General features: G+C 68.2%; 31 protein-coding genes, 1 tRNA gene and 1 pseudogene. 19 read left to right on the forward strand and 14 right to left on the reverse strand.

All coding sequences use genetic code 11. The annotated features are described in order from the left end of the window. Nucleotides 1–3: 3 nt before the first annotated feature. Nucleotides 4–360, forward strand: coding sequence for a TfoX/Sxy family protein (locus QC826_RS29675; protein ID WP_279763625.1), 357 nt, complete (start codon nucleotides 4–6; stop codon nucleotides 358–360). Nucleotides 361–508: 148 nt separating this feature from the next. Here the strand turns inward: QC826_RS29675 and QC826_RS29680 are convergent, their stop codons facing one another. After that, nucleotides 509–1447 carry a DUF808 domain-containing protein gene (locus QC826_RS29680; RefSeq protein ID WP_279763626.1) on the reverse strand — a complete coding sequence of 313 codons (939 nt, stop codon included), beginning with the start codon at nucleotides 1445–1447 and terminating at the stop codon, nucleotides 509–511. Nucleotides 1448–1705: 258 nt separating this feature from the next. Here QC826_RS29680 and QC826_RS29685 point away from each other — a divergent pair, with 258 nt between their 5' ends. Then, a complete protein-coding gene (locus QC826_RS29685; RefSeq protein ID WP_279763627.1) occupies nucleotides 1706–2359 on the forward strand; it encodes a LysE family transporter in 654 nt (217 codons plus the stop codon). Nucleotides 2360–2378: 19 nt separating this feature from the next. Here QC826_RS29685 and blaOXA read toward each other — a convergent pair. Then, nucleotides 2379–3174, reverse strand: a pseudogene (gene blaOXA / locus QC826_RS29690) (class D beta-lactamase). Nucleotides 3175–3349: 175 nt separating this feature from the next. On the opposite strand from blaOXA, the gene QC826_RS29695 reads away from it, so the two are divergent. After that, nucleotides 3350–5362: a DUF6600 domain-containing protein gene (locus QC826_RS29695; protein ID WP_279763629.1), complete on the forward strand. Its 2013-nt coding sequence runs from the start codon at nucleotides 3350–3352 to the stop codon at nucleotides 5360–5362. Nucleotides 5363–5640: 278 nt separating this feature from the next. On the opposite strand, the gene QC826_RS29700 is transcribed toward QC826_RS29695, so the two are convergent. Beyond that, on the reverse strand, nucleotides 5641–6132 hold the full coding sequence (locus QC826_RS29700; RefSeq protein WP_093389197.1) for a phage regulatory CII family protein: 492 nt from the start codon (nucleotides 6130–6132) through the stop codon (nucleotides 5641–5643). Between the two features lie 110 nt (nucleotides 6133–6242). Between QC826_RS29700 and QC826_RS29705 the strand changes: the two genes are divergently transcribed. The 5 genes from QC826_RS29705 to QC826_RS29725 all read left to right on the forward strand — a co-directional run bounded on the left by QC826_RS29705 (nucleotide 6243) and on the right by QC826_RS29725 (nucleotide 9202). Next, nucleotides 6243–7202: a hypothetical protein gene (locus tag QC826_RS29705; protein ID WP_279763630.1), complete on the forward strand. Its 960-nt coding sequence runs from the start codon at nucleotides 6243–6245 to the stop codon at nucleotides 7200–7202. Between the two features lie 2 nt (nucleotides 7203–7204). Beyond that, nucleotides 7205–7993: a DUF2491 family protein gene (locus tag QC826_RS29710; protein WP_279763631.1), complete on the forward strand. Its 789-nt coding sequence runs from the start codon at nucleotides 7205–7207 to the stop codon at nucleotides 7991–7993. A 54-nt stretch (nucleotides 7994–8047) separates the two neighbouring features. Continuing rightward, nucleotides 8048–8617, forward strand: coding sequence for a hypothetical protein (locus QC826_RS29715; protein ID WP_279763632.1), 570 nt, complete (start codon nucleotides 8048–8050; stop codon nucleotides 8615–8617). Beyond that, nucleotides 8551–8835, forward strand: a complete 285-nt coding sequence (locus tag QC826_RS29720) for a hypothetical protein (protein ID WP_279763633.1) — start codon at nucleotides 8551–8553, stop codon at nucleotides 8833–8835. Before QC826_RS29715 ends, QC826_RS29720 begins: the two co-directional genes overlap by 67 nt. Before the next feature lie 91 nt (nucleotides 8836–8926). Next, a complete protein-coding gene (locus QC826_RS29725; protein WP_279763634.1) occupies nucleotides 8927–9202 on the forward strand; it encodes a DUF493 family protein in 276 nt (91 codons plus the stop codon). Here the strand turns inward: QC826_RS29725 and gcvA are convergent. Further along, complete coding sequence (gene gcvA / locus QC826_RS29730; RefSeq protein ID WP_093389203.1) at nucleotides 9195–10109, reverse strand: transcriptional regulator GcvA; 915 nt, start codon at nucleotides 10107–10109, stop codon at nucleotides 9195–9197. The genes QC826_RS29725 and gcvA overlap by 8 nt on opposite strands. 248 nt (nucleotides 10110–10357) lie before the next feature. On the opposite strand from gcvA, the gene yfcF reads away from it, so the two are divergent. The 6 genes from yfcF to QC826_RS29760 all read left to right on the forward strand — a co-directional run bounded on the left by yfcF (nucleotide 10358) and on the right by QC826_RS29760 (nucleotide 15385). Continuing rightward, on the forward strand, nucleotides 10358–10858 hold the full coding sequence (yfcF, locus tag QC826_RS29735) for a glutathione transferase (RefSeq protein WP_313872902.1): 501 nt from the start codon (nucleotides 10358–10360) through the stop codon (nucleotides 10856–10858). 240 nt (nucleotides 10859–11098) lie between these two features. Further along, nucleotides 11099–11791, forward strand: coding sequence for a lipoyl(octanoyl) transferase LipB (gene lipB / locus QC826_RS29740; RefSeq protein WP_279763635.1), 693 nt, complete (start codon nucleotides 11099–11101; stop codon nucleotides 11789–11791). Nucleotides 11792–11821: 30 nt separating this feature from the next. Next, on the forward strand, nucleotides 11822–12808 hold the full coding sequence (gene lipA / locus QC826_RS29745; protein WP_093389206.1) for a lipoyl synthase: 987 nt from the start codon (nucleotides 11822–11824) through the stop codon (nucleotides 12806–12808). A 312-nt stretch (nucleotides 12809–13120) separates the two neighbouring features. Then, a complete protein-coding gene (locus tag QC826_RS29750) occupies nucleotides 13121–13546 on the forward strand; it encodes a hypothetical protein (protein WP_279763636.1) in 426 nt (141 codons plus the stop codon). Between the two features lie 9 nt (nucleotides 13547–13555). Further along, complete coding sequence (locus QC826_RS29755) at nucleotides 13556–14134, forward strand: hypothetical protein (protein WP_279763637.1); 579 nt, start codon at nucleotides 13556–13558, stop codon at nucleotides 14132–14134. Between the two features lie 84 nt (nucleotides 14135–14218). Next, nucleotides 14219–15385 carry an ATP-binding protein gene (locus QC826_RS29760; protein ID WP_279763639.1) on the forward strand — a complete coding sequence of 389 codons (1167 nt, stop codon included), beginning with the start codon at nucleotides 14219–14221 and terminating at the stop codon, nucleotides 15383–15385. A gap of 101 nt (nucleotides 15386–15486) precedes the next feature. Here QC826_RS29760 and QC826_RS29765 read toward each other — a convergent pair whose 3' ends face one another. From QC826_RS29765 to QC826_RS29780, 4 genes are all read right to left on the reverse strand, one after another. Continuing rightward, on the reverse strand, nucleotides 15487–16005 hold the full coding sequence (locus QC826_RS29765; protein ID WP_279763641.1) for a hypothetical protein: 519 nt from the start codon (nucleotides 16003–16005) through the stop codon (nucleotides 15487–15489). 140 nt (nucleotides 16006–16145) lie between these two features. Beyond that, nucleotides 16146–16814 (reverse strand): bifunctional phosphoserine phosphatase/homoserine phosphotransferase ThrH, encoded by a 669-nt coding sequence (thrH, locus tag QC826_RS29770; RefSeq protein ID WP_279763642.1) that lies wholly within the window; start codon nucleotides 16812–16814, stop codon nucleotides 16146–16148. Nucleotides 16815–16825: 11 nt separating this feature from the next. Next, nucleotides 16826–17443 carry a LysE family translocator gene (locus QC826_RS29775; RefSeq protein WP_279763643.1) on the reverse strand — a complete coding sequence of 206 codons (618 nt, stop codon included), beginning with the start codon at nucleotides 17441–17443 and terminating at the stop codon, nucleotides 16826–16828. Between the two features lie 60 nt (nucleotides 17444–17503). Then, nucleotides 17504–18223 carry a 2OG-Fe dioxygenase family protein gene (locus QC826_RS29780; protein ID WP_279763644.1) on the reverse strand — a complete coding sequence of 240 codons (720 nt, stop codon included), beginning with the start codon at nucleotides 18221–18223 and terminating at the stop codon, nucleotides 17504–17506. Between the two features lie 229 nt (nucleotides 18224–18452). Here QC826_RS29780 and QC826_RS29785 point away from each other — a divergent pair, with 229 nt between their 5' ends. Then, nucleotides 18453–19328 carry a LysR substrate-binding domain-containing protein gene (locus QC826_RS29785; RefSeq protein ID WP_279763645.1) on the forward strand — a complete coding sequence of 292 codons (876 nt, stop codon included), beginning with the start codon at nucleotides 18453–18455 and terminating at the stop codon, nucleotides 19326–19328. A 49-nt stretch (nucleotides 19329–19377) separates the two neighbouring features. On the opposite strand, the gene QC826_RS29790 is transcribed toward QC826_RS29785, so the two are convergent. Then, nucleotides 19378–19851: a GNAT family N-acetyltransferase gene (locus QC826_RS29790; protein ID WP_313872824.1), complete on the reverse strand. Its 474-nt coding sequence runs from the start codon at nucleotides 19849–19851 to the stop codon at nucleotides 19378–19380. 199 nt (nucleotides 19852–20050) lie between these two features. On the opposite strand from QC826_RS29790, the gene QC826_RS29795 reads away from it, so the two are divergent. Both QC826_RS29795 and QC826_RS29800 read left to right on the forward strand, forming a co-directional pair. Continuing rightward, nucleotides 20051–20470: a PaaI family thioesterase gene (locus tag QC826_RS29795; protein WP_279763646.1), complete on the forward strand. Its 420-nt coding sequence runs from the start codon at nucleotides 20051–20053 to the stop codon at nucleotides 20468–20470. A gap of 60 nt (nucleotides 20471–20530) precedes the next feature. Further along, complete coding sequence (locus QC826_RS29800) at nucleotides 20531–20743, forward strand: hypothetical protein (RefSeq protein WP_279763648.1); 213 nt, start codon at nucleotides 20531–20533, stop codon at nucleotides 20741–20743. 16 nt (nucleotides 20744–20759) lie between these two features. On the opposite strand, the gene QC826_RS29805 is transcribed toward QC826_RS29800, so the two are convergent. The 5 genes from QC826_RS29805 to QC826_RS29825 form a co-directional block, all read right to left on the reverse strand. Then, nucleotides 20760–21281: a TlpA disulfide reductase family protein gene (locus tag QC826_RS29805; protein WP_279763649.1), complete on the reverse strand. Its 522-nt coding sequence runs from the start codon at nucleotides 21279–21281 to the stop codon at nucleotides 20760–20762. Between the two features lie 120 nt (nucleotides 21282–21401). Further along, nucleotides 21402–22073 (reverse strand): BON domain-containing protein, encoded by a 672-nt coding sequence (locus tag QC826_RS29810; RefSeq protein WP_279763650.1) that lies wholly within the window; start codon nucleotides 22071–22073, stop codon nucleotides 21402–21404. Beyond that, a complete protein-coding gene (locus QC826_RS29815; protein WP_093389223.1) occupies nucleotides 22066–22662 on the reverse strand; it encodes a phosphoheptose isomerase in 597 nt (198 codons plus the stop codon). Before QC826_RS29815 ends, QC826_RS29810 begins: the two co-directional genes overlap by 8 nt. Before the next feature lie 57 nt (nucleotides 22663–22719). After that, nucleotides 22720–23067, reverse strand: a complete 348-nt coding sequence (locus QC826_RS29820; RefSeq protein WP_279763651.1) for a YraN family protein — start codon at nucleotides 23065–23067, stop codon at nucleotides 22720–22722. A 28-nt stretch (nucleotides 23068–23095) separates the two neighbouring features. Then, the gene (locus QC826_RS29825) at nucleotides 23096–24265 is read right to left on the reverse strand and encodes a penicillin-binding protein activator (protein ID WP_279763652.1); all 1170 of its coding nucleotides are present in this window, start codon (nucleotides 24263–24265) and stop codon (nucleotides 23096–23098) included. 131 nt (nucleotides 24266–24396) lie between these two features. Here QC826_RS29825 and rsmI point away from each other — a divergent pair, with 131 nt between their 5' ends. Continuing rightward, nucleotides 24397–25317: a 16S rRNA (cytidine(1402)-2'-O)-methyltransferase gene (rsmI, locus tag QC826_RS29830; protein ID WP_093389226.1), complete on the forward strand. Its 921-nt coding sequence runs from the start codon at nucleotides 24397–24399 to the stop codon at nucleotides 25315–25317. Nucleotides 25318–25452: 135 nt separating this feature from the next. Then, nucleotides 25453–25529 (forward strand) — tRNA-Pro (locus QC826_RS29835). Nucleotides 25530–25586: the final 57 nt, after the last annotated feature.

Below are 25586 nucleotides of genomic sequence, written 5' to 3' on the forward strand. Positions count from 1 at the left end.
GAGATGGCATCGAAACAAGGCACGGTGGATTACTTGGTCGACCAGATGGCGCCGGCCGGCGCCATCGCCGCCAAGCGTATGTTCGGCGAGTACGGCCTGTACTGCGACGGCAGGTTCTTCGCCGTGGTCTGCGACGACCAGCTCTACCTCAAGCCGACCGCCGCCGGGCGCGAGTGGATAGGCGCGGTGGTCGAGGCGCCGCCCTACCCGGGCGCCAGCAACTGGCTGCTGGTCGACGGCGAGCGCTGGGACGACGGCGCCTGGCTGAGCCGGCTGGCCGGGCTCACCGCCGCCGCCCTGCCGCCGCCGGCGCCGAAGAAGCCCAAGGCGCCCAAGGCGCCCAAGGCGCCGAAAGTTTGACCGGGACCGGCGGGCCGCCATGCCGAAATCAAGACGCCGGCGGCGGCGAAGGCCACCCGACGGCACAAAGCCAGGGTCGGACCCGCCGGGGCCGACCCTGGATTTCGCTGCGGGGTTTTCTCGACCTAGCTGCGATCCCGCCGGAAACCTAGCCGCGCCCTTTGAGCAGACGCAACAGCTTGCCACCCAGGCCCACCACGGCCAGCGCCAGCGCGCCGGCGGCCAGGCCGGCCACGGCGTCGAGCATGCTCGGGGTCAGCCAGGCCAGCGCGGGGCCGACGCCGGCCAGCGTGCCGACGGCCTCGGCGGCGTGGTGGATCACCTCGTGCGCGCCGGGCGTGCCGTGGGTCAGGATGCCGCCGCCGACCATGAACATGGCCAGGGTGCCGACCACCGACAGCAGCTTCATCAGCTTGGGCGCGGCGGCCAGCAGCAGCCGGCCGAGGGCGCGCGTGGCGACGCCGCCGCGTCGGCTCAGGTAGAGGCCGGCGTCGTCCATCTTGACGATGGCGGCGACCAGGCCGTAGACGCCCACCGTCATCACCAGGGCGATGCCGGCCAGCACCGTCACCTGCTGGCCGAACGGCGCCCCGGCCACCGTGCCCAGCGAGATGACGATGATCTCGGCCGAGAGGATGAAGTCGGTGCGGATGGCGCCCTTGATCTTGTCCTTCTCCAAGGCCACCAGGTCGACCTCCGGATCGGCGACGGCGTCGGCCAGCTCGACCAGGTGGGCGGCCTGCTCGTCGGCATGCAGATACGGATGGGCCAGCTTCTCGAAGCCCTCGAAGCACAGGTAGGCGCCGCCGGCCATCAGCAGCGGCGTGATGGCCCAGGGCGCGAAGGCGCTGATGCCCAGCGCCGCCGGCACCAGCACCGCCTTGTTCTTGAGCGAACCGAGCGCCACCGCCCACACCACCGGCAGCTCGCGCTCGGCCTTCACGCCGGCCACCTGCTGGGCGTTCAGCGCCAGGTCGTCGCCCAGCACGCCGGCGGTCTTCTTGGCCGCCACCTTGCTCATCAGGGCGACGTCGTCAAGGATGGCGGCGATGTCGTCGATCAACGCCAGCAAACTGGAGCCGGCCATCTCAGCCGTTCTCCGTCATGGCGGCTGGGGGGAGGGCGGGTCGGGTCGGGATGCGCATCATGGTTCTCTTGGCAAAAATGGTGGAGCGGCAAGTGTAACCCAGGCCGGGCCGGCGCCGGCGCGGAATGCGCCGGCCCGCTACAATAGCCGTTCGGCCGCGCCCGCCATTTGGCGCCGCCGCCGCCGAACCGACGCCGAATCGACGGCCAATCGATGCCAATCCGGCACCGTTTCCACCCTCTCGCCCGGGACCACCGCATGACCTTCGCCACTTGGATCACCTTTTTCGTCGCCGCCTGCATCATCGCCGTCTCGCCGGGCTCGGGCGCGGTGTTGTCGATGTCGCACGGCTTGTCGTACGGCGTGAGGAAGGCCAGCGGCACCATCCTCGGCCTGCAGGCCGGCCTGTTGCTGGTGTTGTTCATCGCCGGCGCCGGCGTCGGCTCGCTGCTGCTGGCCTCCGAGCTGGCCTTCAACGTGGTCAAGGTGGTCGGCGCGCTGTACCTGATCTACCTGGGCCTGGGCCAGTGGCGCGCCAAGGTGCAGGTCGGCGCCGGCGCCGACGGCGCCGCCGCAGCGGCGCAGAGCATGGCGCCGCCGCTGGGCAGGCGCGTGCTGACCGGCTTCCTGACCAACGCCACCAATCCCAAGGGCATCATCTTCATGGTCGCCGTGCTGCCCAACTTCATCAACCAGCACGCCCCGGTGTTGCCGCAACTGCTGATCCTGGCCGTCACCATGTGCTCGATCGACCTGGTGGTGATGCACAGCTACGCCTTGCTGGCCTCGTCGATGCAGCGCTATTTCCGCGACGCGCGCGCCGTGCGCAAGCAGAACCGCGTCTTCGGCGGCCTGCTGATGGCGGTCGGCGCGGCGCTGTTCTTCGTCAAGCGCGGCGGCGCCAACGCCTGACGCCGCCGGCCCCGGCCGGCTACAGCAGGCCGAGCGCCTTCAGGCTGGCGCGGCCCAGCGGCACGCGCTGCTCGGCGTCGCGCTCGCGGCGGATGTCCAGGTTTAGCGCGAAGCTGTACAGGCGGCCGTCCTGTTGCAGCCAGCCGACCCACCAGCCCAGGTCACTTGCCGTCGGCCGGCGACGACCAGCCGGTCTTGCCGTACAGCGTGTAGGCCGCCGTGCGCTCGAGCTCGGCGATCGCGCGCGTCTGCGCCATCGCCTCGCGCGGGAAGGGCAGGCGGTCCTGCGCCAGCCGCTCGACGAAGCCGGTTTGCTCGAGCGCGCTGATCTGCAAGCGCTCCAGCCAGAAGCTGTCGATGGCCTTGCCGGTCTGCATGTTGCCGTAGTTCAGGGTGGCCAGCTGGGTGCGCATGCGCTCGGCGCCGATGCGCCGCGCCAGCTCCTGGTAGATGCGCAGGTTCGACACCGGCATCGCCTGGCGCAGGCTCATGTCGTGCTCCCACTCCTTGCGCGCCAGCGGCTTGCCGCCGTAGGGCAGCGCCGCGTCGACGTCGGCCACGGCGCCGACGGTCAGGCCGATCAGCGTGTTGGCCAGCTTGAAGGTCGAGGCCGGCGCGTAGCGGGTCTTGGCGCGCGCCAGGTTGTGCACGGTGTAGCTGTCGGCCGCGACGTCGTGCAGCACGAAGGTGCCGCTGACGCCGGCCTTCTTGAACAGCTTGCCGACGGCGGCGCTGTCCTTCCAGTCGCTGGCCTGGGCCAGCGCGCAGGCCGACAGCAGCAGGCCGGCCAGCAGGGTCGATACGGGGAGTCGCATGGGGTCTTTGGTGGGATGGCGGGAGTGGCCATTCTACAATGTGCAATCATTTGTAACCCAGGTAGTCGCAAATTCATCTGCGGCGTTAAATGAGGATGGCGCGGAGGATGGCGCGGAGGATGGCGCGTCGCGCCCGCGCCTTGTGCGCAGAACCAACACCCCGAGGAGCGCAGCGATGAGCCGCACCGTATTCCACCGCCTGATCGTGTCCACCCTGGGCGGCGTGGCCGCCGCCGCGCTGGCCGCCGGCGCGGCGCTGGCCGACCCGCCGGCCCGCGTCGGCCGCATCTCCAGCCTGGAGGGCCAGGTCACCGTGCTGGCCGAGGGCGAGGCCAACGCCGCCCTGCTGAACTGGCCGATCACCAGCGACAACCACATCGCCACCGGGCGCGGCGCGCGCGCCGAGTTCCGTGTCGGCGCGGCGGCGTTGCGGCTGGACGGCGACTCCGACCTGGAAATCAGCCAGCTCGACGACGACAGCCTGCGCCTGTACCTGCACTACGGCAGCGTCAGCGTGCGCATCCGCGACAACGCGCTGGCCCGCGACTTCGAGTTGGGCACGCCGCAGGCCCGCGTCACGCTGGTCGAGCCGGGCTGGCTGCGCGTCGACGCCGGCCGCAGCACCGACACCAGCGTCGTCAGCGTCTTCGCCGGCCTGGCCCAGGTCGACGGCGCCGGCAACACGGTGAGCCTGCGCGGCGGCCACCGGGTCGAGGTCGGCAACGAGGAGCTGCGCACCGGCACGGCCAAGCGCGACGCCTTCGACAACTGGGCCGAGGCGCGCGACCGCCGCGAGCAGGCCGGCGCCGCCAGCCGCTACCTGCCCAGCGAGGTGACCGGCTACGAGGAGCTGGACCAGTACGGCAGCTGGCAGGACAGCAGCGACTACGGCCCGCTGTGGACGCCGCGCGTGGTGGCGGTGGACTGGGCGCCCTACCGCGACGGCCGGTGGATCTGGCTGGCGCCCTGGGGCTGGACCTGGGTCGACAACGCGCCCTGGGGCTACGCACCGTCCCACTACGGCCGCTGGGTGATGGTCAACCGGCGCTGGTGCTGGGCGCCCGGCCGCGTGGTAGGCCGGCCGGTGTGGGCGCCGGCGCTGGTCGGCTGGGTCGGTGGCGACCAGCTGACGGTGACCTTCGGCGGCAGCGTCGGCGGGCACCGCGCGCCCGGCACGGGCTGGTTCCCCTTGTCGCCGCGCGACACCTATGTGCCGCCCTACCGGGTTTCCGTCGACCACGAACGGCGCCTGAGCTGGCGCCACGACGGCCGTGGCGGCGAGTGGCGCGACGGCCACGGACCGCGCGAGCCGCGCCGCGACCATCGCGACGGCGTCACGGTGTTGCCGCGCGATCGGTTCGACGGCCACCGGGTGGTGCCGGTCGGCAAGTGGCCGAAGGTCGTCATGGCCCCGCCGCTGATGGTCAACGCGCCGTTGGTGGGCGCGCCGGCGGCGCCGGCCCGGGTGCTCGACACCCGTCACCTCGAGCGGCGCGACGACCGTGGCGAACGCAACACCATGCCGGGCCGCTCCGAGCGGATGGTGTTGCCGCTGCGGACGCAAGCGCCGCAGCCATCGCAGCAACAGCCGCAGCAAGCGCCGCAGCCATCGCAGCAACAGCAACAGCCGCCGCAACAGCCGCCGCCGCAACAACAACAGCCGCAGCACCCCTCCCCGGCCCGGCCGCCGGGCAACCGGGTGATCGAGACACGCCACGAGCCGCGTCCGGGCCCCGCCGTGCTGGTGGCGCCGGCGGCGCCGGTAGTGATGGAAGACCGGGTGCGGCCGCGCCATGAGCGGCCGCTGCGCGGGGACGACGAGAACCGGCGCGGCCGTAACCACGGGCAAGACACGGAGCAGGCGCAGCGCCCGCCCGGGCGGCCGCTGCCGGCAGCGGCCGGGCAAGCTGTTCAGCCAGCGCAGCCGGTTCAGCCGCCGCTCCAGCGCCCGGCGCCGCAGCAGCCGGCGCAACAGCGGCATCAGCCGCAACCGGTTCAACCGCCGCCGCCGGTTCAGCCGCCGGTATCTCGTCCGGCGCCGCAACAGCAGGCGCCGCAGGTGCAGCAACAGGCGCCGCAGCAGGCGCCTGCGGCGGCGGGCCGCGACGCCGGCCGGCCGGGCAACGAGTCGCCGGGCCGCAAAGAGGGCCGCGACAAACGGCGCGAGGAGGGGCGCGATGCGCGCTAGCGCGGCGACAACAACCGTGGGCCGCCGGTGCGCCGGGCGCGACAGCCCAGTCCGGCAATTCGGCAACTCAGCACGTTAAAGGAGCAGTTCGTCACATTCCGCTGTCGCCGGGCATTGCCAATTGGATATAGTTTCGCCATTGCAATGACGGGGGCCGCGGCAGGACAGGGTGGAAGCACATCGCCCGCAGCGCAGGGCCGTCGAGACAGCACGCCTAGTTCCCGACTATTTTCTGCCCAATGAGAATAGTTTTTCGCCAGCCCACGGGCTGGCTTTTTTTACTTGCCCTCGGCCTGGGCCTTGATGCGCAGCCGCGCCCGCCACTCGCCCAGCGCCGACAGCGCGCCCTGGAACTCGCGCTCGATCAGGTCGGCCTCGGCCGCCGTGACCTTGCCGTCCATCAGCGCGTTGGAGACCGCCTCGGCCACCGCGCCGACCTGGCTCATCACCCGGCAGACGGTCTGCGACAGGTCGTCGCTGCCGATCTGCTCGGGCTGCGGCACGACGAAGGCGGCCATGCCGTGGCGCGTCAGCAACGCGTGCAGCGGCAGGTGGGCCTCGGCCACGCCGGCGCGGTGGCACAGCTCGACGATGGCCGAGACCTCCTCGAACGAGGGGTAGTGCGAGGCGATGGTCGGCGCCAGCTTGTTGCGCAGCACGTTGACGGAGATCTCCATGCTCTGCGCCAGCGCTTCGATGCCGCCCGGGTAGTTGCGTGCCACTTTGTACAGGGCATCGTGTTGATTCATGTCGAGGTATTTGCGCGTCATGGTGAAGTTAACCTTTTATTACCGATGCATGCCCCCCAAATGGGCGCTATGCTGATTCCAATGCAAGTCATGCTATGCTGTTTTTCGCCCAACTTAACTGAAAAGACATCATGAAGTCCTCTCATTTTGCCGTGGTCCTGGCCGTGCTGCTGTCGCTGGCGGGCCACCTGCCGGCCGAGGCGCGCGATACCTCGCATTCTGGCACATCGTCGTACAAGAGCGGATTTTCGTCGCAACGGTCGAGCACGGCGAAGAGCAAGCCGTCCTCGCCGCGCAGCGCTCCCGGCTCGTTCGGCCGCGGCGCCAGCCGCGACACCGCGCCCGAGGCCGCGCCGGCGCCTGCGCCGTCGTCGCAGCGCGGCGGCTTCGGCTCGTTCGGCCGCGGCGCCAGCCGCGACACCGCGTCCGAGGCCGCGCCGGCGCCTGCGCCGTCGTCGCAACGCAACGGCTTCGGCTCGTTCGGCCGCAGCGCCAACAGCGCCAACAGCACGGCGGCGCCCGAGGCCGCACCGTCGTCGAGCCGCTCGGCCTTGGGCCGCGACATGAACCAGAGCGCCGCCCAGCAGCGCGCCAACCAGACGTTGGAGGCGCGCCGCGCCGCCGCCGCCGCGCCGCCGTTGCCGCCGTTGACCGATCCGGTGTCGCGTCCGCAGCAGTCGCCGCAGTATTCGCAGGGGCCGCAATACCAGCAGCCCGGCTACCCGCAGCAAGCGCCGCCGGTGGTCGTGCAGCAACCCAGCAATGGCCTGATGGGCTTCATGCTGGGCCGCGCCGTCAGCGGCGGTTCGCAGCCGAGCTACTATCCGGGCAACAACGGCAATAACAACGGCGGCAACGCCAACAACGGCCACAACAACGGCGCAGGCAACAACAACGCCGCCGACACCGGCCTCGGCGCCGGCGCGGTCGCCGCGCCGCCCGCCGCGCCCTCGTTCGGCGCCACGGTGCTGCGCACCTTCGCCTGGCTGGTGCTGCTGAGCGTGCTGGGCTGGTTGGCCTACTTCACCGTGAAGCGTCTCAAACGCGGCCGCACGCCCAGCGGCGCGAATTACTCCTTCGAAAGGGAATAGAAATGGGTTGGAGCAATGCATTTGATTATCTGCGCGGTGTCGCCGCCAAGCGCGGCGCCGACCCGAGCGAAGCACGCGCCGACGCCGACCTGCCGCTCGGCGCCCGCATCGGCAGCCTGTTCACGCTGCAGCAGTCGCCGCTGATCCGCGCCAACGCCGAGGGCTCGCTGATCCGCCTGCCGCTGCCGGGCGAGACGCGCATCCAGGCGGTGTCGCAGATCCGCCTGAACCTGGCCGGCGGCCTGTACCGCTACTACCTGAGCAAGGGCGACCTGGACGCCCGCGAAACCTTCCTGCAGGTCTACCAGAACGCCAAGGGCGAGGTGGCCGAGCTGATGTACTGCACCCAGCTGGCCCGGGTGATCCCGGAGACGGTGGAGGACCAGGAGGCCTACATGGGCGTGTCCGGCGCCGGCCTGGGCGACCGCAGCTACACGCTGTGGCGCAACCAGCTCGACGACTACGGCCTCGACCAGGCCGACCTCGACCTGATCTTCGGCCAGCACGAGGGCGTCGACTTCTGGCGCGACGCCGGCGACAGCCAGGCCGAGTTCGTCGTGCCGTTCTCCGGCACCGAGACGCGCATCGACGACGCCGCCGGCCGCAACGGCCTGCGCCAGGAAATGTATTTCATGCCGTATGTGCGCAAGTTGCCCAGCGGCGGCAGCGAGTATTTGCTGATCACCACGGAGGTCATCTCCAGCGTGAACGGCGACAACTCGAAGCGCGGTATCCATGTCGATTTCGTCATTGGCATACCGGTAGAGCAAGAGCGGATCGTCATCCAATAAGCGGTCCGCAGTGTGTGAAGTGTTTTACCCAAATTAACCTGGAAGGAAACTGATATGAGCAACTCGAATGGCTGGGGTTTGACCGCGCGCCTGATCTCGAAACACTTCGGCGCGCTGGGCGACCGCGTGTCGGAAGCGATCGCCAACTTCGATCCCGAAACCGCCACCGAAGCCGACCGCGACCGCCTGGCCGACAGCCTGCGCAGCACCGCGCAGAAGCTGGCCGCCGCCCGCGCCTCCTTCGAGAAGGAGCGCACCGACGTGGTCAAGCTGCGCGAGCTGATCGCCACCGACGAGAAGGCCACCGGCACCCTGGCCGAGCGCCTGGCCGCCGGCAAGATCTCGGAAGCCACCATCACCCTGTTCTGCGACGAGCTGGAGGCCAACAAGGCCCGCATGCCGCAGGAGGAGCAGGAGGAGGCCGACGCCAAGCAGTACATGGACGAGCTGCAAACCATCGTCGACGCGCTGGCCAAGCAACTCTCCGAGTTCGACGCCGCCGCCAAGAAGGCCATGCAGCAGCTGGCCACCGCCAAGGCCCAGCAGGCCTGCAGCAGGTGCGCGCCGAGCGCCAGAGCGAGCTGGCCGGCCTGTCCGGCATGCGCGGCAACTCCAGCGCCCTGAACGCGCTGACGCGGCGCGCCCAGACCGTCAGCAACGAGGCGGCCGGCATGCGCATCGTCAACGACATCGGCCAGCGCCCGATCGACCAGGCCGCCGAGATCGACGCCATCCGCCGCTCCGTCAACACGCCGGCGCTGGGCGCCGAGTCGGCGCTGGAACGGCTGCAACGGCTGTCCGGCAAAAGCGCCGCGCCGGCCCCGCAGCTGGGCAATTCATAAGACCTCGACGTAATTGGCTACAATACCAAGTGTGGCGGCCGCGACGGCCGTCATGCTTGGTTTTTTTACATTGTTTTTGATTGGAATGATTATGGCAGCGATCCCACCCTCAGAGTCCCTCATCGAGTACCCGAGCGATTTCCCGATCAAGGTGATGGGCCCGACCCACGTCGATTTCGCGCCGACCATCGTTGAGGTGGTGCTCAAGTTCGACGACACCTTCCATGAAGGCAAGCTCGAAGTGCGTCCCTCGGCCAAGGGCAACTACACCGGCCTGACGGTGATCGTGCGCGCCACCAGCCGCGAGCAGCTCGACGCCCTCTACACCGAACTGTCGGCCCACCCGATGGTCAAGATCGTCATGTAACAGCGCCGCCGAGCTGGCGCTGGAAGTCCGCCACCTCGGCCAGCAGCCAGGCGCGGAAGGCCTGCACCTGCGGCTTGTGCGCCGCCGCCGGCGGGCTGACGAAGTAATATTGCTCGGCGCAGGGAACGGCCAGCTCGAACAGGCGCAGCAGTTGGCCCGAGGCCAGCTCCTGCATCGCCACCACGCGGCGCACCAGCGCCACGCCGTCGCCGTCGACGGCCGAGCGTATCAGCATCGACAAATCCTCGAACATCACCCCGCCGGACGGCTCCGCCAGCGCCAGGCCGGCCGCCTGCAACCACGGCGCCCACGGCTCCACCGAGCGCAGCAGGCAAGCCTGGTCCAGCTCGGCCGGCGTTGCCGGCAGGGCGCCGCCGCGATAGTGGGGACTCACCACCGGAAAATAGATGTCGCCCATCAGGCGTTCCACCTGCATGCCCGGATAGTGGCCCCGGCCGAAGCGGATGCCGACGTCGACGCCGTCGCGCGCCAAATCCTGCAACTGCCCGCTCGACTGCAGCACCACCTCCACCTCGGGATGCAACTCGATGAAGCGGCCCAGGCGCGGCGCCAGCCAGCGCGCCGCGAACGAGGGGATGGACGACACCGTCAGCCGGCGCGCGCTGGCGCTGCCCGGCCGCAGCGCCTCGGCCGCCATGGCGATCTCGGCGAAGGAGCGGCCCAGCACCTGGGCGAAGCGCAGCCCGTCCGCCGTCACCTTGACGTGGCGGCCGTTGCGCACGAACAGCGCCAGGCCCAGCTCCTCCTCCAGCGCGCGCACCTGGTGGCTGATCGCGCCATGGGTCAGGTGCAACTCCTCGGCCGCGCGCGAAAAATTCTGGTGCCGCGCCGCCGCCTCGAAGGCGCGCAGGGCGGAAAAATTGGGCAGCCGCGGGGTCTCGCTCATGGGTTTTTCTCGGGCCGGTTTTATGTGAATAGAACTAACAAGAAGCCCCAAAATATATCGTTATGTAGTTGCTTTGGCAAGGAATACCATGTGAACAGATTTCAACAACACGGAAACCGCCATGAGCCTCGTCCTATACGCCAACAGCAGCTACACCAGCCCCTACGCCCTGTCCGCCTTCGTCGCCTTGACGGAGAAGGCTGCCCTTCACCCTGGAAACCCTCGACCTCGAGGCCGGCGCCAACCTGCTGCCCGCCTACCGCGACCTGTCGCTGACCACGCGCATCCCGGCGCTGGTGCACGACGACTTCGTGCTGACCGAGTCGAGCGCCATCTGCGAATACCTGGACGAGGCCTTCCCGGCGCCGGGCCACCCGGCGCTGTTGCCGCCCGGCCTGCGCCAACGGGCCCGCGCCCGCCAGCTGCAAGCCTGGCTGCGCAGCGACTTCCTGCCCCTGCGCGGGGAGCGCGACACCGAGACCGTGTTCTACCAGCCGGCCACCGAGCCGCTCGGCGCCGCCGCGCGCGCCGGCGCCGACAAGCTGATCCACGCCGCCGAGACCCTGCTCGACGGCAACGGCGAGCACCTGTTCGGCGCTTGGTGCGTCGCCGACACCGACTTGGCGATGATGCTGCAACGCCTGATCAAGAACGGCGACGCGGTGCCGGCGCGGCTGCGCGACTACGCCGCCGCCCAGTGGCAGCGCGACTCCGTGCAGCAATGGCTGCGCCTGTTGCCTATCTATTGAGCAGCACCCCGCCGGCCCCGGCGTACCTGAGGCCGGCGGCGCATCTTGGGGTCGGACCCCGTACGGGGTCCGGCCCCTGCTGTGCCTGCGGGGTGGCGCCCGCCCCTCGCCGCCCGCCCCGATTCGTCCCGCCGCGCCAATCCGGCCCGCCATTCCCGCCGCCCGGCCCGCGCTGCCTTATAATGTCGCAGTTCCGGTTCCCCGGCCGTCCGGCCCCCGAGCCCCACCACCAGAGCATCCATGTCCACACCCCACGCCGAACCGGCGTTGATCCGCCACCTCGGCCTCGCCGGCTACGAGGCCACCTTCGCCGCCATGCGCGCCTTCACCGACGCGCGCACGCCGGACAGCCGCGACGAGCTGTGGATCGTCGAGCACCCGCCCGTGTTCACGCTGGGCCTGGGCGCCGACCGTGGCCACCTGCTGGCCGGCGCCGACGCCATCCCCATCGTGCAGACCGACCGGGGCGGCGAGGTCACCTACCACGGCCCCGGCCAGGTGGTGATCTACTTGCTGATGGACCTGCGCCGCAACAAGCCCGGCGGCAAGCTGTACGCCCGCCAATTCGTGCATAAAATCGAGCAGGCGATGATCAATGTGCTGGCGGCGTATAATCTCGCAGGCGAGCGCATCGACGGCGCCCCCGGCATCTACGTCGCCGACGGCGCGCACAAGGGCGCCAAGATCGCCGCGCTCGGCCTCAAGGTGCGCGGCAACGGCTGCACCTACCACGGCCTGTCGCTCAATGTGGCGATGGACCTGGCCCCGTTCTCCTGGATTAACCCCTGCGGCTACTCCGGCCTGGAAACGGTCGACATGCGCAGCCTCGGCGCGCGGGCGACCCTGGCCGAGGTGCAGCAGGCGCTGGCGCAAGAACTGACGCAAGTGCTGGACGTGGCCGCAGACCAGCCCGCCGGCAACCACCACGAATAACCAAACTACGCCCCTGTGGGCCCGCAGCCAATGACCTCTGAGACCACCGACAAGATCGCCCCCGCTTACAACCCGAGCGACAAGCAAAAAGGCGCCAGCAAGACCTCGCGCATCCCGATCAAGATCGTGCCGATCGAACAGGTCGAGCGTCTGAAAAAGCCGGATTGGATCCGCGTCAAGGCCGCCTCGGCCTCGACCCGCTTCTACGAGATCAAGGACATCCTGCGCGAGAACAAGCTGGTCACCGTCTGCGAGGAGGCCAGCTGCCCGAACATCGGCGAATGCTTCGGCAAGGGCACCGCCACCTTCATGATCATGGGCGACAAGTGCACCCGCCGCTGCCCGTTCTGCGACGTCGGCCACGGCCGTCCCGATCCGCTCGACAAGGAAGAGCCGGCCAACCTGGCCAACACCATCGCCAAGCTGCGCCTGAGCTACGTGGTGATCACCTCGGTCGACCGCGACGACCTGCGCGACGGCGGCGCCGGCCACTTCGTCGAGTGCATCCAGCACACCCGCGCGCTGTCGCCCAACACCCAGATCGAGGTGCTGGTGCCCGACTTCCGCGGCCGCCTGGACAAGGCCCTGGCCATCTTCAAGGACGGCCTGCCCGACGTCATGAACCACAACCTGGAAACCGCGCCCCGCCTGTACAAGGAAGCGCGTCCCGGTTCGGACTACATGCACTCGCTGCAACTGCTCAAGGAGTTCAAGGAGCTGTATCCGAACGTCAAGACCAAGTCCGGCATCATGGTCGGCCTGGGCGAGACCGACGAGGAGATCCTGCAGGTGATGCGCGACATGCGCGAGCACAACATCGACATGCTGACCATCGGCCAGTACCTGGCGCCGTCCAACAGCCACCTGCCGGTGCGCCGCTACGTGCACCCGGACGTGTTCAAGATGTTCGAGCAAGAGGCCTACAAGATGGGCTTCAAGCACGCCGCCGTCGGCGCCATGGTGCGCAGCTCCTACCACGCCGACGAGCAGGCCCACGGCGTGCTGGCGCCGCTGTAAATCTGCACCATCCAAGCCCGCACCGGGGACGAGCGTTTCCGGCGGGCAAGTGGCGGCGTTCTGCGCCGCCGCTCGGCCGGCGCCCGGATCGGGTGCCGCGCATTCCCTCTTGCCCCACTCCCCCTGCAGACTTGAGCGCGCTGTGCCTTCGGCTGCGTGCCGCCATTTGGCGCCAGGATGTGCCAGCGAAGCACCACGATGCTATGATGATCTCGCGCAAACCGTCCAAACCTTGACCTCCGCGTCCAAGCAAGAAAACCTACACTGGAGGCGTTTGCTCCACCGTGCCACAGCGCACGTCGAAAGGTGTCTATGAAGAACTCGACGGAAGACAGAGCTCGTATCGAGAATGGTTCACTTCGTGATGGTACTGGACCGCTAGGTCATTCTCCGCATGCGGAAGCGTATCTGGTGCAGCTCAATGCCATTGAGCGTTTCCGTGCAGTCCCGACAAATTGGTCGACCTCGCCCGTGGTGGCGCCAAATGACGAGCAAATTGCCGCAGCACAACATGGACTCCTCATGCTTCTTCTGGAAGAGGTTCCCGCCCCGAAGCTCATGCTGCTGAACGATGGCACGCTGGCCGCGTTCTGGCGTCATGGCGACGTGTACGCGAGCATCGATTTTGATGCCGATGGCGACTTCCCCTGGTCCGCCGCGAGGGAACTCGACGTCACGTCTGGCACGTGGTCGGGTGGCACGCTGCCACCTCCGTTGCGCGACGCCATCGGCGGCTAGGCTAGGCCGATGGCCTGCGAAGATATCGGCGACTACATTGGACCAGCGGACGAATTCGTCCGCTTTATCCTTGGAGTTGACCCGTTGGGCGACTGCCAGAGTGTCAAGGTGGGCAGAACATCGCCGGGTCCGGTCGAGGACGACGAGGTGCTTGCACGTTTCGTGTTCGCTCCTGCACACACGTCGACCCAGACAGGCGAAATTGACGAGACCGTTGTCTTGGATGCGTTTAAGTTCGGCGCATCGGTGAATCGCGTTCAAATTGATTGGGAACAAGCCCTTCCCGTGCTTCACCAGCGCGGGGAAGCTTTGGCCGAACAAATCCGCAATGGGTCGGCACAACGTCCACCGCAGCCTGACCGACAGTACCTCGGCGTTTTCCGCTTCGTCGCCCATAGTGCGCGTGCGGTGAATGTCGATGCCGTGCCGGCGCGCATCCGTCTTTACGACACGTCGTTGCCCGATGATCCACTCCATGGCGATATCGTTGCGAGCAACCTTGGCCTGTCGAAAGCGCATAAGAAGGAGTTGCGCGTGCGGCTGTTCCTGCTCGTGCAAAAATCAGGGCTGTTCCCATCGATAACGTGAGGTTCGTCGCACCCAAGGGGGAACTTGTAGACGCCTATAGTCTGACTATAATTCCTTTATAGTTCGCTATAGTAGGTGAGCGCCATGCCCTCCGCAGCAGCGGTTTTCCACCGCCCGGAACTGGCCCGCAAGCTGGTGCAACAGATACTCCGGGTCGGCGTCGGCAGTGCCGCCGCTTCCGGCGTCTTCCTTTCCGCGCCCCGCCGCACGGGAAAATCCACGTTTGTCCGCGAGGACTTGCGGCCGGCCTTCGAGGCCGAGGGCGCCCTGGTCGTGTATGTCGACCTGTGGGCCAATCCCCCGGCCGACCCCGGCGATGCCATCGTCCAGGCGATACGCTCGGCGTTGCTGGGCCAAGACGGTGTGCTGCTGCGCCTGGCCAAGAGCGCGGGCCTGAGCAAGTTCAGCGTCGGCGGCGCCATGCAATTCGACCTGGACCGCGTGGGACTGGGCGCAACGGTGTCGTTGAGCGAGGCTTTGGTCGCCCTGTCGGACGAGATCGCCGCCATGATCGTGCTGGTCGTCGACGAGGCCCAGCACGCCATGACCAGCGACGCCGGCATCGCCGCACTATTCGCCCTCAAGGCGGCGCGCGACGAACTCAACAGCAGCCGGCATCATGGCTTGCGCGTCGTCTGCACCGGTTCCAACCGCGACAAACTGGCGATGCTGCGCAACAGCAAGGAGCAGGCCTTCTTTGGCGCCCCGATGGTCAACTTTCCCCTGCTGGGCCGCGATTTCATCGATTGGTTCTGTGCCCGCGTCGACCTGCCCTTCCCGCTCGATGCGGCGCAGGTCTGGCCCTTGTTCGCGGCGGTCGGCTGCCAGCCGGAATTGTTGGGCGCGGCCGGCGACCGCTTCCGCTTCGACTTCGAGCTGGACCCGGCGGCGGGCCCGCAGCGGTTCGTCGAGGAGGTGCGCCGCCTCGCCGCCGAGATGGCCGAGGTGCAGCGCAAAGTCATCCACAGCCTGACGCCGATCCAGCTGGCCGTGTTGCGCGTGATGGCGGCATCCGGCAACAACTACGCCCCGTTCGAGGCGGCGACAATGGTGCGCTACCGCCGAGCCATGCAACTGGCCGGCTTGCCGGCCGAGGAGCTCAAGGCCGACGTGCCCGGCGTGCAGCAAGCCCTCATCGCTCTGCAGGAAAAGAAGCTGGTCTGGCGCGCGGCGCGCGGCATGTATGCGGTGGAGGAGCAAGGCACCGTCGACCTGCTGCGCGATGAAGGCTTGCTGGACGGTCTAGACTAGGCGGCGAATGACGGCGCACGATTTGCATCCGGACGGCGCCGGGTGGCATGGCGCGGAACCGGCTGCTGCGCCGGCCCAGGCCGCTTTCATCGGCCTCCGCCTCAAGGCATGCTGCACTTGCCTCGCATGGCGGCGGCGATGACCCAGGGCAGCGACAGCGGGCCGACCACGCCGATCGGTCCGATTTTGGCGGGCTGGTGTTTCAGGGCGTTGTCATGCAGGCAGTCCGGCACCCTGGCCTCGTTGAACGCCGCCGTCATGCGCGCGCTGGTCGGGTCGCCGCTGTAGATGTCGGGGCCGGACTTGAGCGCCGACACCGGCGCGCCCTCGGCGTGCAGCACATCGTTGATCGCCTGCTTGATGACGGCATCGGAAATAACCATCGGCGCCGTTGTTGTCGAGGCTGGCGTCGGGCGCGCCTGCGCGCTCTTGGCCGCCGCCGGCTTTGCCGCCGTGGCGGCGGGGGCTGACGGTGTCGCAGTGGGTTTTGCCGCGGGTTTGGCGACAGTTTGCCGAGCCGATGCCGATGCCGATGCCGGCGCGGCCTCGGCCGCCACGGCGCCGGCGGCGAGCGCGATATTGACTGCGAGAACAAACCCGGCGACTGCTGGCTGCATCATTCTTCCTGACCGTGGGATTCACTGTACAAAAACAATAACATAGCCGAAGCCCTTGGTGGCGTCCAACGGCGTCACCAATGCTCACATTTGCGGCCCCCCGCCGGCCCGGGAAGTCGATACAACGCCGCCGCCGCCGCGCCTCAGGCGCCGTTGCCGGCCTTGCGCAACACGATACCGCCGGGCGGCGGCGCGAGCCGCCGCTCGACGGGCGCGGCGGCGCGCGCGACGGCGGCCAGGATGGCGTCGTAGTCGAGCGCGACACGCAGATCGCCGGCCACCTGGAGCGTCTGCGGCGAGGGCTGGAACAGGAAGCCGAGATCGGCCTGGCGCAGCATGGCCAGGTCGTTGAGCGCGTCGCCCACCGCCAGCACCCGGTGGCCGTCCTGCTGCAGCTGTTGCACGGTTTCCTCCTTGCCGCAGCGGGGTAGGAAACAACAGCCGTCGATGAAGCCGTCGGCGTCGACCGACAGCCGGTGGCACTGCAATTCCACCGCCCCCAACGCCGCCACGAACGGCGCCGCCAGTTCGACAAAGGCGTCCGACAGCACCAGCACCTGGTGCTGGCGCCGCAGCGCCGCCAGGAACTCGGCGGCGCCGTGCAGCGGCCGCAGCGTGGCGACGATGCGTTGGACGTCGACCAGGCGCAAGCCGCTCCTGCGCAACAAGGCTATCCGCCTGAGCATCAGTCTGGGATAGTCCGGCTCCTCGCGCGTGGTGACGGCCAGTCCGGGTATGCGGGCCAGTTGTCCAACGTGCGGCCACATCTCCGGCACCAGCACACCCTCCAAGTCTATGCATGCGATGTTCATTCCGCCCCCGCCTAGTGGCTCAAATTGGCGAAGGCCAGCGAGGTGCCGAGCGCCATCAGGACGCCGCCGATCAGCTTGTCGATGGCGCTTTGGTGGTTCAGCATGCGCGAGCGGAAGGCCTGCTGCGAGAAGAACAGCGCGACCAGGCCGAACCAGAAGAAATGGGTGGCCGACATGAACAGGCCGTAGCCGAACTGGGTGGTCCACGGCGTGCCGGCCTGCACCACCTGGGTGTAGGTGCTGACGACGAACAGCGTGGTCTTGGGGTTGAGCGCGTTGGTGAAGAAGCCGTTGCCGACCATCCGCAGCGGCGCGACGGCGTCGGCGCCGTGCAGGTCGATGGTCAGCTTGGACTTGTTGGCGAAGGTCTTCCAACCGATGACGATCAGGTAGAGGGCACCTACCACTTTTATCAGGGTGAACAATGCCGGCGAGTGGGCGATAATCAGGGCGACGCCGAACATGGTGTAGAACACGTGCACCTGCACGCCCAGCGCGATGCCGAGCGCGGCGAGCAGGCCGGCGTTGCGGCCGTATAAATAGCTGTTGCGCGTTACCATCGCGAAATCCGGGCCAGGGCTAATGGTGGCGAGTATGGTGATCAGGGCGACGGCAATGAGCTCGGTCATGTTTCTTTCCTTCTGGGGTGGGGGGATCGCGCGGCGTGGCGCCGCGCGATGTTGCTGCGGCTATTTTTTGCGGAAGGTCACCACCAACACGTCGCGGCTGGCCGCCTGCTCGACGTCGAGCTGGACGATCGGCGTCACGCCGTGCAGCACATGGTGGTCGTTGACGATGGCCGCGTCGAACAACTCGGTGAGGGTGAAGCTGTCGATCCTGCGCTTGTCCAGGTCGTAGATCTGGGTGCAGCCGTTGACCACGTTCTTGCGGTTGACCATCAGCATCAGCACGAAGTTGACGCCGTCGCGGTGCACGCCCTCCGGCGTCGGCTTGCCCTCGGCGGCCAGCTTGGCGTCGATGCGGAACTGGTGCGCCTCGATGTGCCAGTGGGCGTACGGCGACAGGCGGCCGAAGATGCTGCAGCAAAAACGCAGGATCGCCGTCATCGTCGGGCCGCGCAGGATCTCCGGCTCGATCGGCTGGTAGTGCCGCGCGATGCCGCCGTTGAGGTTGTTGTAGCTCAGGCTTTGGTAGTGCGGCTGGTGCGGCTCGACGTACACCACGTGGCTAGACGGCAGCGCGCGCAGCGTGGCGTGGCGGCGCGAGCGGTAGCGGCCGCCGTCGGCCATGTACTCGTCGCAGGGCATGTCGTTCCAGCTGTCGCGGAAGGCCGCCAGGTCGGCCAGCGCCGCCTCGTTGCCATCGAGCAGGTGTTCCCGCATCCGCTCGGCGGGAATGAAGCAGCGGTCCTTGCGGGTGATCAGGTCGCACAGTCGATCGATGGCCATATCCGGTGCGCAAATCTGGCCTTCATCCAACAAAATAGTCATGTTAAAAGTTCCTCGTTACGCATCATTCGACGCAAAGTTATCGGTGAAAAATCATCGCCATTTTCTACATGGAGACGACTCCGTTCTTCCAGTTCCAGAGCAAAATTATCGATACATTGCCGGCGCCGGAAAAGCGATTTATACTTTCGATAACATGTGAGGAAAACTAACAGAAAGCGAGGCGCAGATGAACCGCCAGCCACCGCTCAATGCGCTGCGTTTTTTCGAGGCCGCCGCCCGCCTGGGCAGCTTCGTCAAGGCGGCCGAGGAGCTGCACCTGACGCACGGCGCCGTCAGCCGCCAGGTGCGTTTGCTGGAGCAGTCGCTCGGCATCGCCCTGTTCGAGCGGCGCAATCGCGGGGTGTTCCTGACGCCGCAGGGCGAGCAGCTGTGGGCGGCGGCGCAGTACGCCTTCGAGCACCTCAACGCCGCCATGGAGGCGCTGCGCCAGCCGGCGCGGCAGGCGCCGCTGGTGCTGTCCTGCGAGCCGACCATCTCGATGAAATGGCTGATCCCCCGGCTCGGCGACTTCTACCGCTGCCACCCGGAGATCCAGCTGCACATCTTCGCCTCCGGCGGCCCGGTCGCCTTCCAGCGCGACGGCGTCGACATCGCGCTGCGCCGCAACGACTTCAAGTGGGACGCCGGCGTCCATGCCGAAACGGTGTGCGACGAGTGGATCGGCCCGGTCTGCGCGCCGACCCTGTTGAAGCGCAAGCAACTGCACCTGCCGGCGCAGCGCGTCCTGCACACCTCGTCGCGCAGGACGGCGTGGGCCAGCTGGCGCGGCGCCAGCAAGACGGCTGCCGAGCACAGCGGCAGCCAGACCTACGAGCACTTCTACCTGACGCTGCAGGCGGCCGGCGCCGGCCTGGGCGTGGCCATCAGCTCGGTGTTCATGGCGCAGGACGAGATCGCCGACGGCCGCCTGGTGGCGCCGTTCGGCTTCGTGCGCGACGGCTCGGCGTACTGCCTGCTGTCGCCGCTGCCCTTCGACGCCGACCCGCGCCGCGCCGCCTTCCTGCGCTGGATGCGCCAGCAGATGCGCTACGCGCCGGCGTAAGCTTTCCCGCCCCGCGCGGGCCTAGGTTCGGCTGTTTGGCCCAGTAGGTTTAACGGGAGTTGGCACCAGGGGGCTGACTGGGCTTGGACGGCGCCTTGCGCACGCGATACTGGACGTCGGTGGCGCCGGTCTGCGCTCCCCTGCTCCACCCTTGCGCCGCATAGAAACGGTCGGCGCGCGTGTTGGCGGCCGTGCTCAGCCGGACCTCGTCGTTGCCCAGCTCGAATAGCCAGTCGACCGCCAAGGCCAGCAAGCGCTTGGCGCAACCCCGGCCCTCGTGCTCGGGGGCGATGAACAAGGCCCAAATCGAGGCGTCTTGGCTGGCCGCGTAACAAAAGCCGGCGATTTCGCCATGCACCTCGGCGACCCAGCCGCGCCCCAGGCGCTCAAGATAGTCCAAATACATCTGTTGGGTGATCCGGGCGGGATCGGCCAGAGTGTTCTCGCGAACCTCCAGGCGTATTCTCGACATCGCGGGGATATCGGCGACGGTTGCCTGGCGAAAAGTGGCACTAGGGCTCAATCTTGACCTCGATGTTATTTCGACGGTGATGTCGCATGAAGATATCAGCAATTCTCTTCGAGGGTTGGATTTTGGCCGGTAGCACCGTGACCACGGGCCATGTGGGACGAATTCACCCCGCCCTCAAGCAGTCGGCGGAAAGTTGCTATCATCAATAACATTGGGCCGTCGTCCGGCCAGCCACCGAGGAAGCGTCGCGATGAATCCACAATGCACCCCCGAGTATTTCAACCAGATCAGCGAAGGCACCCTGCCGGCGCACCTGGGCATCGTCGTCACCGCCGTGGGCGACGGCGAAGTCAGCGCCGAGTGCGCGGTGACGCCCAAGCTGCTGGCGCCGAACGGCTTCCTACACGCCGGCAGCGTGGTCACCTTGGCCGACACCGCCTGCGGCTTCGGCTGCATCGCCCACCTGCCGGAGGGGGCCAGCAGCTTCACCACCATCGAGCTCAAGTCCAACCACCTCGGCACGGCGCGCGAGGGCGCCATCGCCGTCACGGCCAAGCTGCTGCACCCGGGCCGCACCACCCAGGTGTGGGACGCCGTGGTGAGCAACCAGGCGAGCGGCAAGACGATCGCGATGTTCCGCTGCACACAGATGATCCTGTATCCCAAATAGCCGGTGGGAGCGCCGCCGCGACCCGGCGCCAAGCAAAGCGGCGCGGGCCTGGTCGGCGGCATGCGTTCGATGAAGGAGCGCGTCTCGGGCATGCTGGTCGCGGTGGCCGCCAGCGGCCCGGAACGGCAGGCGCAGGCGATGGACTTGCTGGCCCGCGTAGGCGCGACGCGGATCGAAAAGGCGGACGGGACTATCCGGGCGGGCGACTGGACCGACTTCGATCCGCTGACCCCGCCGCAACTGGCGGGGCGCCCGGCGCCGGCCAGCGCATAGCGGCGGCGGGGCCGTCTTAGCCCTGCAGCGCTTTTTCCAGCAGCTTGTGCAGCGCCGGGAATTCCGGCTCGCCGACATAGCGCTTGAGGATCTTGCCGTTGCGGTCGATGACGAAGGTGGTCGGCGTCATGGAGACGTTGCCGTAGGCCTTGGCGGCGTCGCCGGCCGTGTCCAGCGCCACCTTGAACGGCAGTTGGCGCGTTTCGGCGTAGTTGACCACGTAGTTCGGCGGGTCGTCGCGCATCGCCACGGCGACGAACTCCAGGCCCTGCGACTTGTACTTGTTGTAGGTCTCGACCATTTTCGGCATCTCGGCCACGCAGGTGGCGCAGGAGGTTGCCCAAAAATTGACCATCACCACCTTGCCGTGCAGGCTCTCGGGCGTGATCTTCTCGCCCTTGATGCTCATGAAGGTCACGGCCGGGGCGCTGCTCTGCTGGTTCAGCGCGGCGTAGGCGGCCACGCCGGCGGCGGCGATGGCCACGGCGGCCAGCGCCGGCTTGAGCCAGGTTTTGGAGTTGGAGCTGGATGCTTGCATAGGATGTTCACCGTCGAATGGCAGGTGCGAACATTATAGGCCGGTATTCTTAAGACCGTTCGAACCGGCGCGCGCGGGACGGACATGCCGTCCACCCGGCGCGGTTCCACGTCGGCCGACTTAGTTGGCGGCGGCCTGTTGCTTGGGCGCGGCGGGGGTGGGTTGGTAGCTCTTCCACTCCTCCTCGGTGATGTACTCGAAGATCTTCACCACTTTTTGCACGCCGCTGACGCCGCGCGCCACGTCGGCGCCGATGCTGCCTTCGCGCTGGGTGACGCGGCCCATCAGGTAGACGGCGCCGCGCTCGGTCACCACCTTGAAGGAGTTGGCCGAGATGTCCTTCATGTCGACCAGGCTGGCCTTGACCTTGGTGGTGATCAGCGCGTCGCTCGAGCGCGAGGTGTAGCTCGACAGCCCGGCGATCTCCATCTCGTTGGCCACCGAGACCACGCCCTCGATGCCGCGCACCTCGCGTTCGGCGGCGTCCTTCATGGCCTGGTCGCGCACCTCGCCGGTCAGCAGGACGCGGCGGTTGAAGCTGTTGACGTTGATGTGGCCGGCGTCGCCGACCAGGTTCTGCAGCTTGATCTCGCCCTTGACGGCGATGGTCTTGTCCTCGGTCTGCGCGCCGAAGGTGCGGCGGTCCGCGGCGGCCACGGTGCCGATGACGGCGCTACCGACGATCATCTCGACACAGCCCGTCAGGGAAGCCAGCAGCGTGCCGCACAACAAACTCAGTACCAGCGGACGTTGCAGGCGTTTCCAGCCCGGGCCCTTGTCGAAACTAGTCATTCGCGTCTCCTCCGAATAGCGCGACGTCGATGCCGTCGCAAATGCAATGTATGGTGACCAGATGGACTTCCTGGATGCGGGCGGTGCGCTCGGCCGGCACGCAGATGTGCACGTCGGCGTCGGTCAGCAGCTTGCCGATGGCGCCGCCGCCCTTGCCGGTCATGGCGACGACGCGCATTTCGCGCTCCAGCGCCGCCTCGATGGCGGCGATGACGTTGCCCGAGTTGCCCGAGGTGGAGAACGCCAGCAAAATGTCGCCGGCCTGGCCGAAGGCCTGCACCTGCTTCGAGAAGATCTCGCGGTAGCTGTAGTCGTTGGCCACCGCCGTCAGGATCGAGGTGTCGGTGGTCAGCGCCAGCGCCGGCAGCGGGAAGCGTTCGCGCTCGAAGCGGCCGACCAGCTCGGCGGCGAAGTGCTGCGCGTCGGCGGCCGAGCCGCCGTTGCCGCAGACCAGAATCTTGTTGCCGTTCGACAGGGCGGCGAACATCATGTCGATCGCCTGGGCGATGGGCTGGGCCAGCACGGTGGCGGACTGGATTTTGATTTCGGCACTTTCGTGGAAGTGCGCCAGGATGCGTTGATTATTCATAGTGTCGTGATTATAGTGCAGTCGCCCGGCGCGCCGGACAAGCGCTGTTAAAAATGCTTACATTTGCAGCACGTTGCGCAGCCAGCTCAATTGGCCGCCGTCGATCGCCACCACGTCGAAGCGGCAGGGCGGCAGGCTGGCGTAGCGTAGCAGATAGTATTCGGCGGCGCGTTGCATGCGCTGCTGCTTGCGCGGGCCGATGCTGGCGGCGGCGCCGCCGTGCTTGCGGTCGGCGCGCCGGCGCACCTCGACGAAGACCAGCTGGGCGCCGTCGCGCATCACCAGGTCGATCTCGCCGACCTTGCAGAGGAAGTTGCGCTCGACCAGGACCAGGCCGCGGCCCTCCAGGTGGGCCAGGGCGGCGTCCTCGCCCTGGCTGCCCAGGCGCTGGCGTTCGGTGCGCATGGCGGCTTGGCGCGCGCTGTGGCGGCGCTCAGGGCGCCACCGGCAGCGGCACGCCGTTCTTGTACACGGCCGGCTGCTCGACCCGCTCGAAGCTGGCCGGCCCCTGGCCGAAGCTGACCGCCAGCCGGCCGGTCACGCCGTCCAGCACGAAGCGGCCGCTGGGTTGGCGGGCGATCTGGCGCGCCACGCGGAAGGCGTCGATGCCCAGCGCGTACAGGCGCTCCAGGTCGGCCGCGCCGGCGCGCCGCTCCTGCGACCGCGGCGGATGCGGGTAGACCATCACCGCCGGATGGTCGCGCTGGATCTGCCAGGGCAGGTCGAGCAGGCGCACGCCGTCGAGTTCCTGGTCGGGGAAGTTGTTGCCGTTGCCGGGGTTCAGGGCCGAGGTGCCGTACAGCGGCAGCTCGGCGCCCAGCGCGGCGCGCAGCTGGCGCGTCTGGTCGGCGCCGAGGGCGGCGAACACCAGGCCGGGCGCCTCGCCCTGCACGCGGGCGCGCAGCTGCACCAGCTCCGGGTCGCTCAGGTAGCCGTTCGGCGCCGTCAGCTCGACCAGCCGCAGCGGCCGGCCCAGGCGCTGCCACTGGGCGGCGAAGGCGGCCGCGCTGCGGCGCTGCCACGGCGTGGCCGTGGCCACCACCAGCGCGCTGCTGTTCGGATGCTCGGCGCCGGCCCACTGCGCCGCCTGGCGCGCCTCCTCCTCGATCGACAGGCCCATCGCCAGCATCTGCGGCGGCAGCGCGGCGTCGGCGCCGCCGCCGTGGCCCTCGGGGTAGTTCAGCGCGATGGTCGGCTTGCTCACCAGCGCGCTGGCGGCCACCGCGCCGACGGCCGAGCGCGACAGCGGCCCGACCACCATGTCCTGCCGCTGCAGCGCGCCGGCGTAGCTGGCCAGCACGTCCTGCGCCACGTCGCCGGTTTCGACGACGGTGACGTCGATGCCGTCGCGGTCGCGCTCCCAGGCCGCCATGAAGCCGTCGCGCAGCGCCGCGCTGGCCTGGCCCAGCGCCTCGGAGCGCAGCGGCAGCAGCAGGGCGATGCGGACGGCGGGGGCCGCCGGCGCGCCGTCCTGGCCGGCGGCGCGGGCGCCGCTCGCCGCCGTGGCGGCGCCGGGCAGCTCGACGGCGTAGGTTTCGACGCGGGCCGGCTCGGCCTCGGCCGGCTTGGGCGCGGGCGCGTAGACCAGCACGGGCGGCGCCATGCTTGTGTTTGACGAGATAGGCGCGCACAATCGGCCGGGCGCGTCGCACGGCGTGCTGCAGCCGGCGACGACGGCGGCGCCCACGCCCACAAGCAGCAACTTCACACTTTTAGCCAGCATCCTACCCCCAAATGACCGTACAAGAATCCAGCCCCATCGCCAGCCTGCCCGTCATGGGCGAAACGGCGCACCAGACCTATCCTAGCGCAACATTGTATGTAGTGGCGACCCCGATCGGCAATGTGACCGACATTAGCCTGCGCGCGCTGCACGTCTTGAGCCTGGTCAACGCCGTGGCCTGCGAGGACACCCGCAACACGGCGCAATTGATGACCCGCTTCGGCCTGCACAAGCCGCTCATCGCCGCCCACCAGCACAACGAGCGCGAGGTGGCCGAGACGCTGATCGCGCGGCTGCAGGCGGGCGAGCGGATCGCCCTGGTGTCCGACGCCGGCACGCCGGCCGTGTCCGACCCGGGCGCGCGCATCGTCGACGCGGTGCGCGCCGCCGGCCTGCGCGTGCTGCCGCTGCCGGGCGCCTCGGCGGCGGTGACGGCGCTGTCGGCCAGCGGCCTGGTCAACGACCAGTTCTACTTCGTCGGCTTCCTGCCGGCCAAGGCCAAGCAGCGCGAGAACTTCCTGCAGACGCTGCGCGCGGTCACCGCGACGATGGTGTTCTACGAGGCGCCGCACCGCATCCTCGATTGCGCCGGCGCGCTGGCGGCGGTGTTCGAGCCGCAGCGCGAGGTGGTCTTCGCGCGCGAGCTGACCAAGATGTTCGAGGAGATCCACCGTTGCCCCCTGTCCGAGGCCGAGGCCTGGATCAAGGCCGACCCGCACCGCGAAAAGGGCGAGTTCGTCGTGCTGCTGGCCGGCGCCCCGGCCGCCGAGGACGAGCAGGACGTCGAGGCCGAGCGCATCCTGAGGATTCTGCTGGCCGAGTGCTCGGTCAAGCAGGCCGCCAACCTGGCGGCGCAGATCACCGGCCGCAAGAAGAACGCGCTGTACGACCGCGCCCTGCAGATGAAGGCCGACAGCGACGCCGAAGCTTAAGCGGACGGCGTGGCTTTTCTGCCAAGTGCGGAAGCGGGCGCAAAGTCCCGCATTGAAAAAATATCGCAATGATCTAAACTGATTTCACGATGACCCTTGACGGAGTTCGATCCGACTTGTATTATGTTGCTTCTTCGGAGTGTGGCGCAGCCCGGTAGCGCACCTGGTTTGGGACCAGGGGGTCCAAGGTTCGAATCCTTGTACTCCGACCAAAATTTAAAATCCCCGTGTGATGGAAACATCACACGGGGATTTTTCTATGCGCGCTC

The sequence above is a fragment of the Rugamonas sp. DEMB1 genome (genome assembly GCF_029834475.1).
In the GTDB taxonomy this organism is placed as follows: Bacteria; Pseudomonadota; Gammaproteobacteria; order Burkholderiales; family Burkholderiaceae_D; genus Rugamonas; species Rugamonas rubra.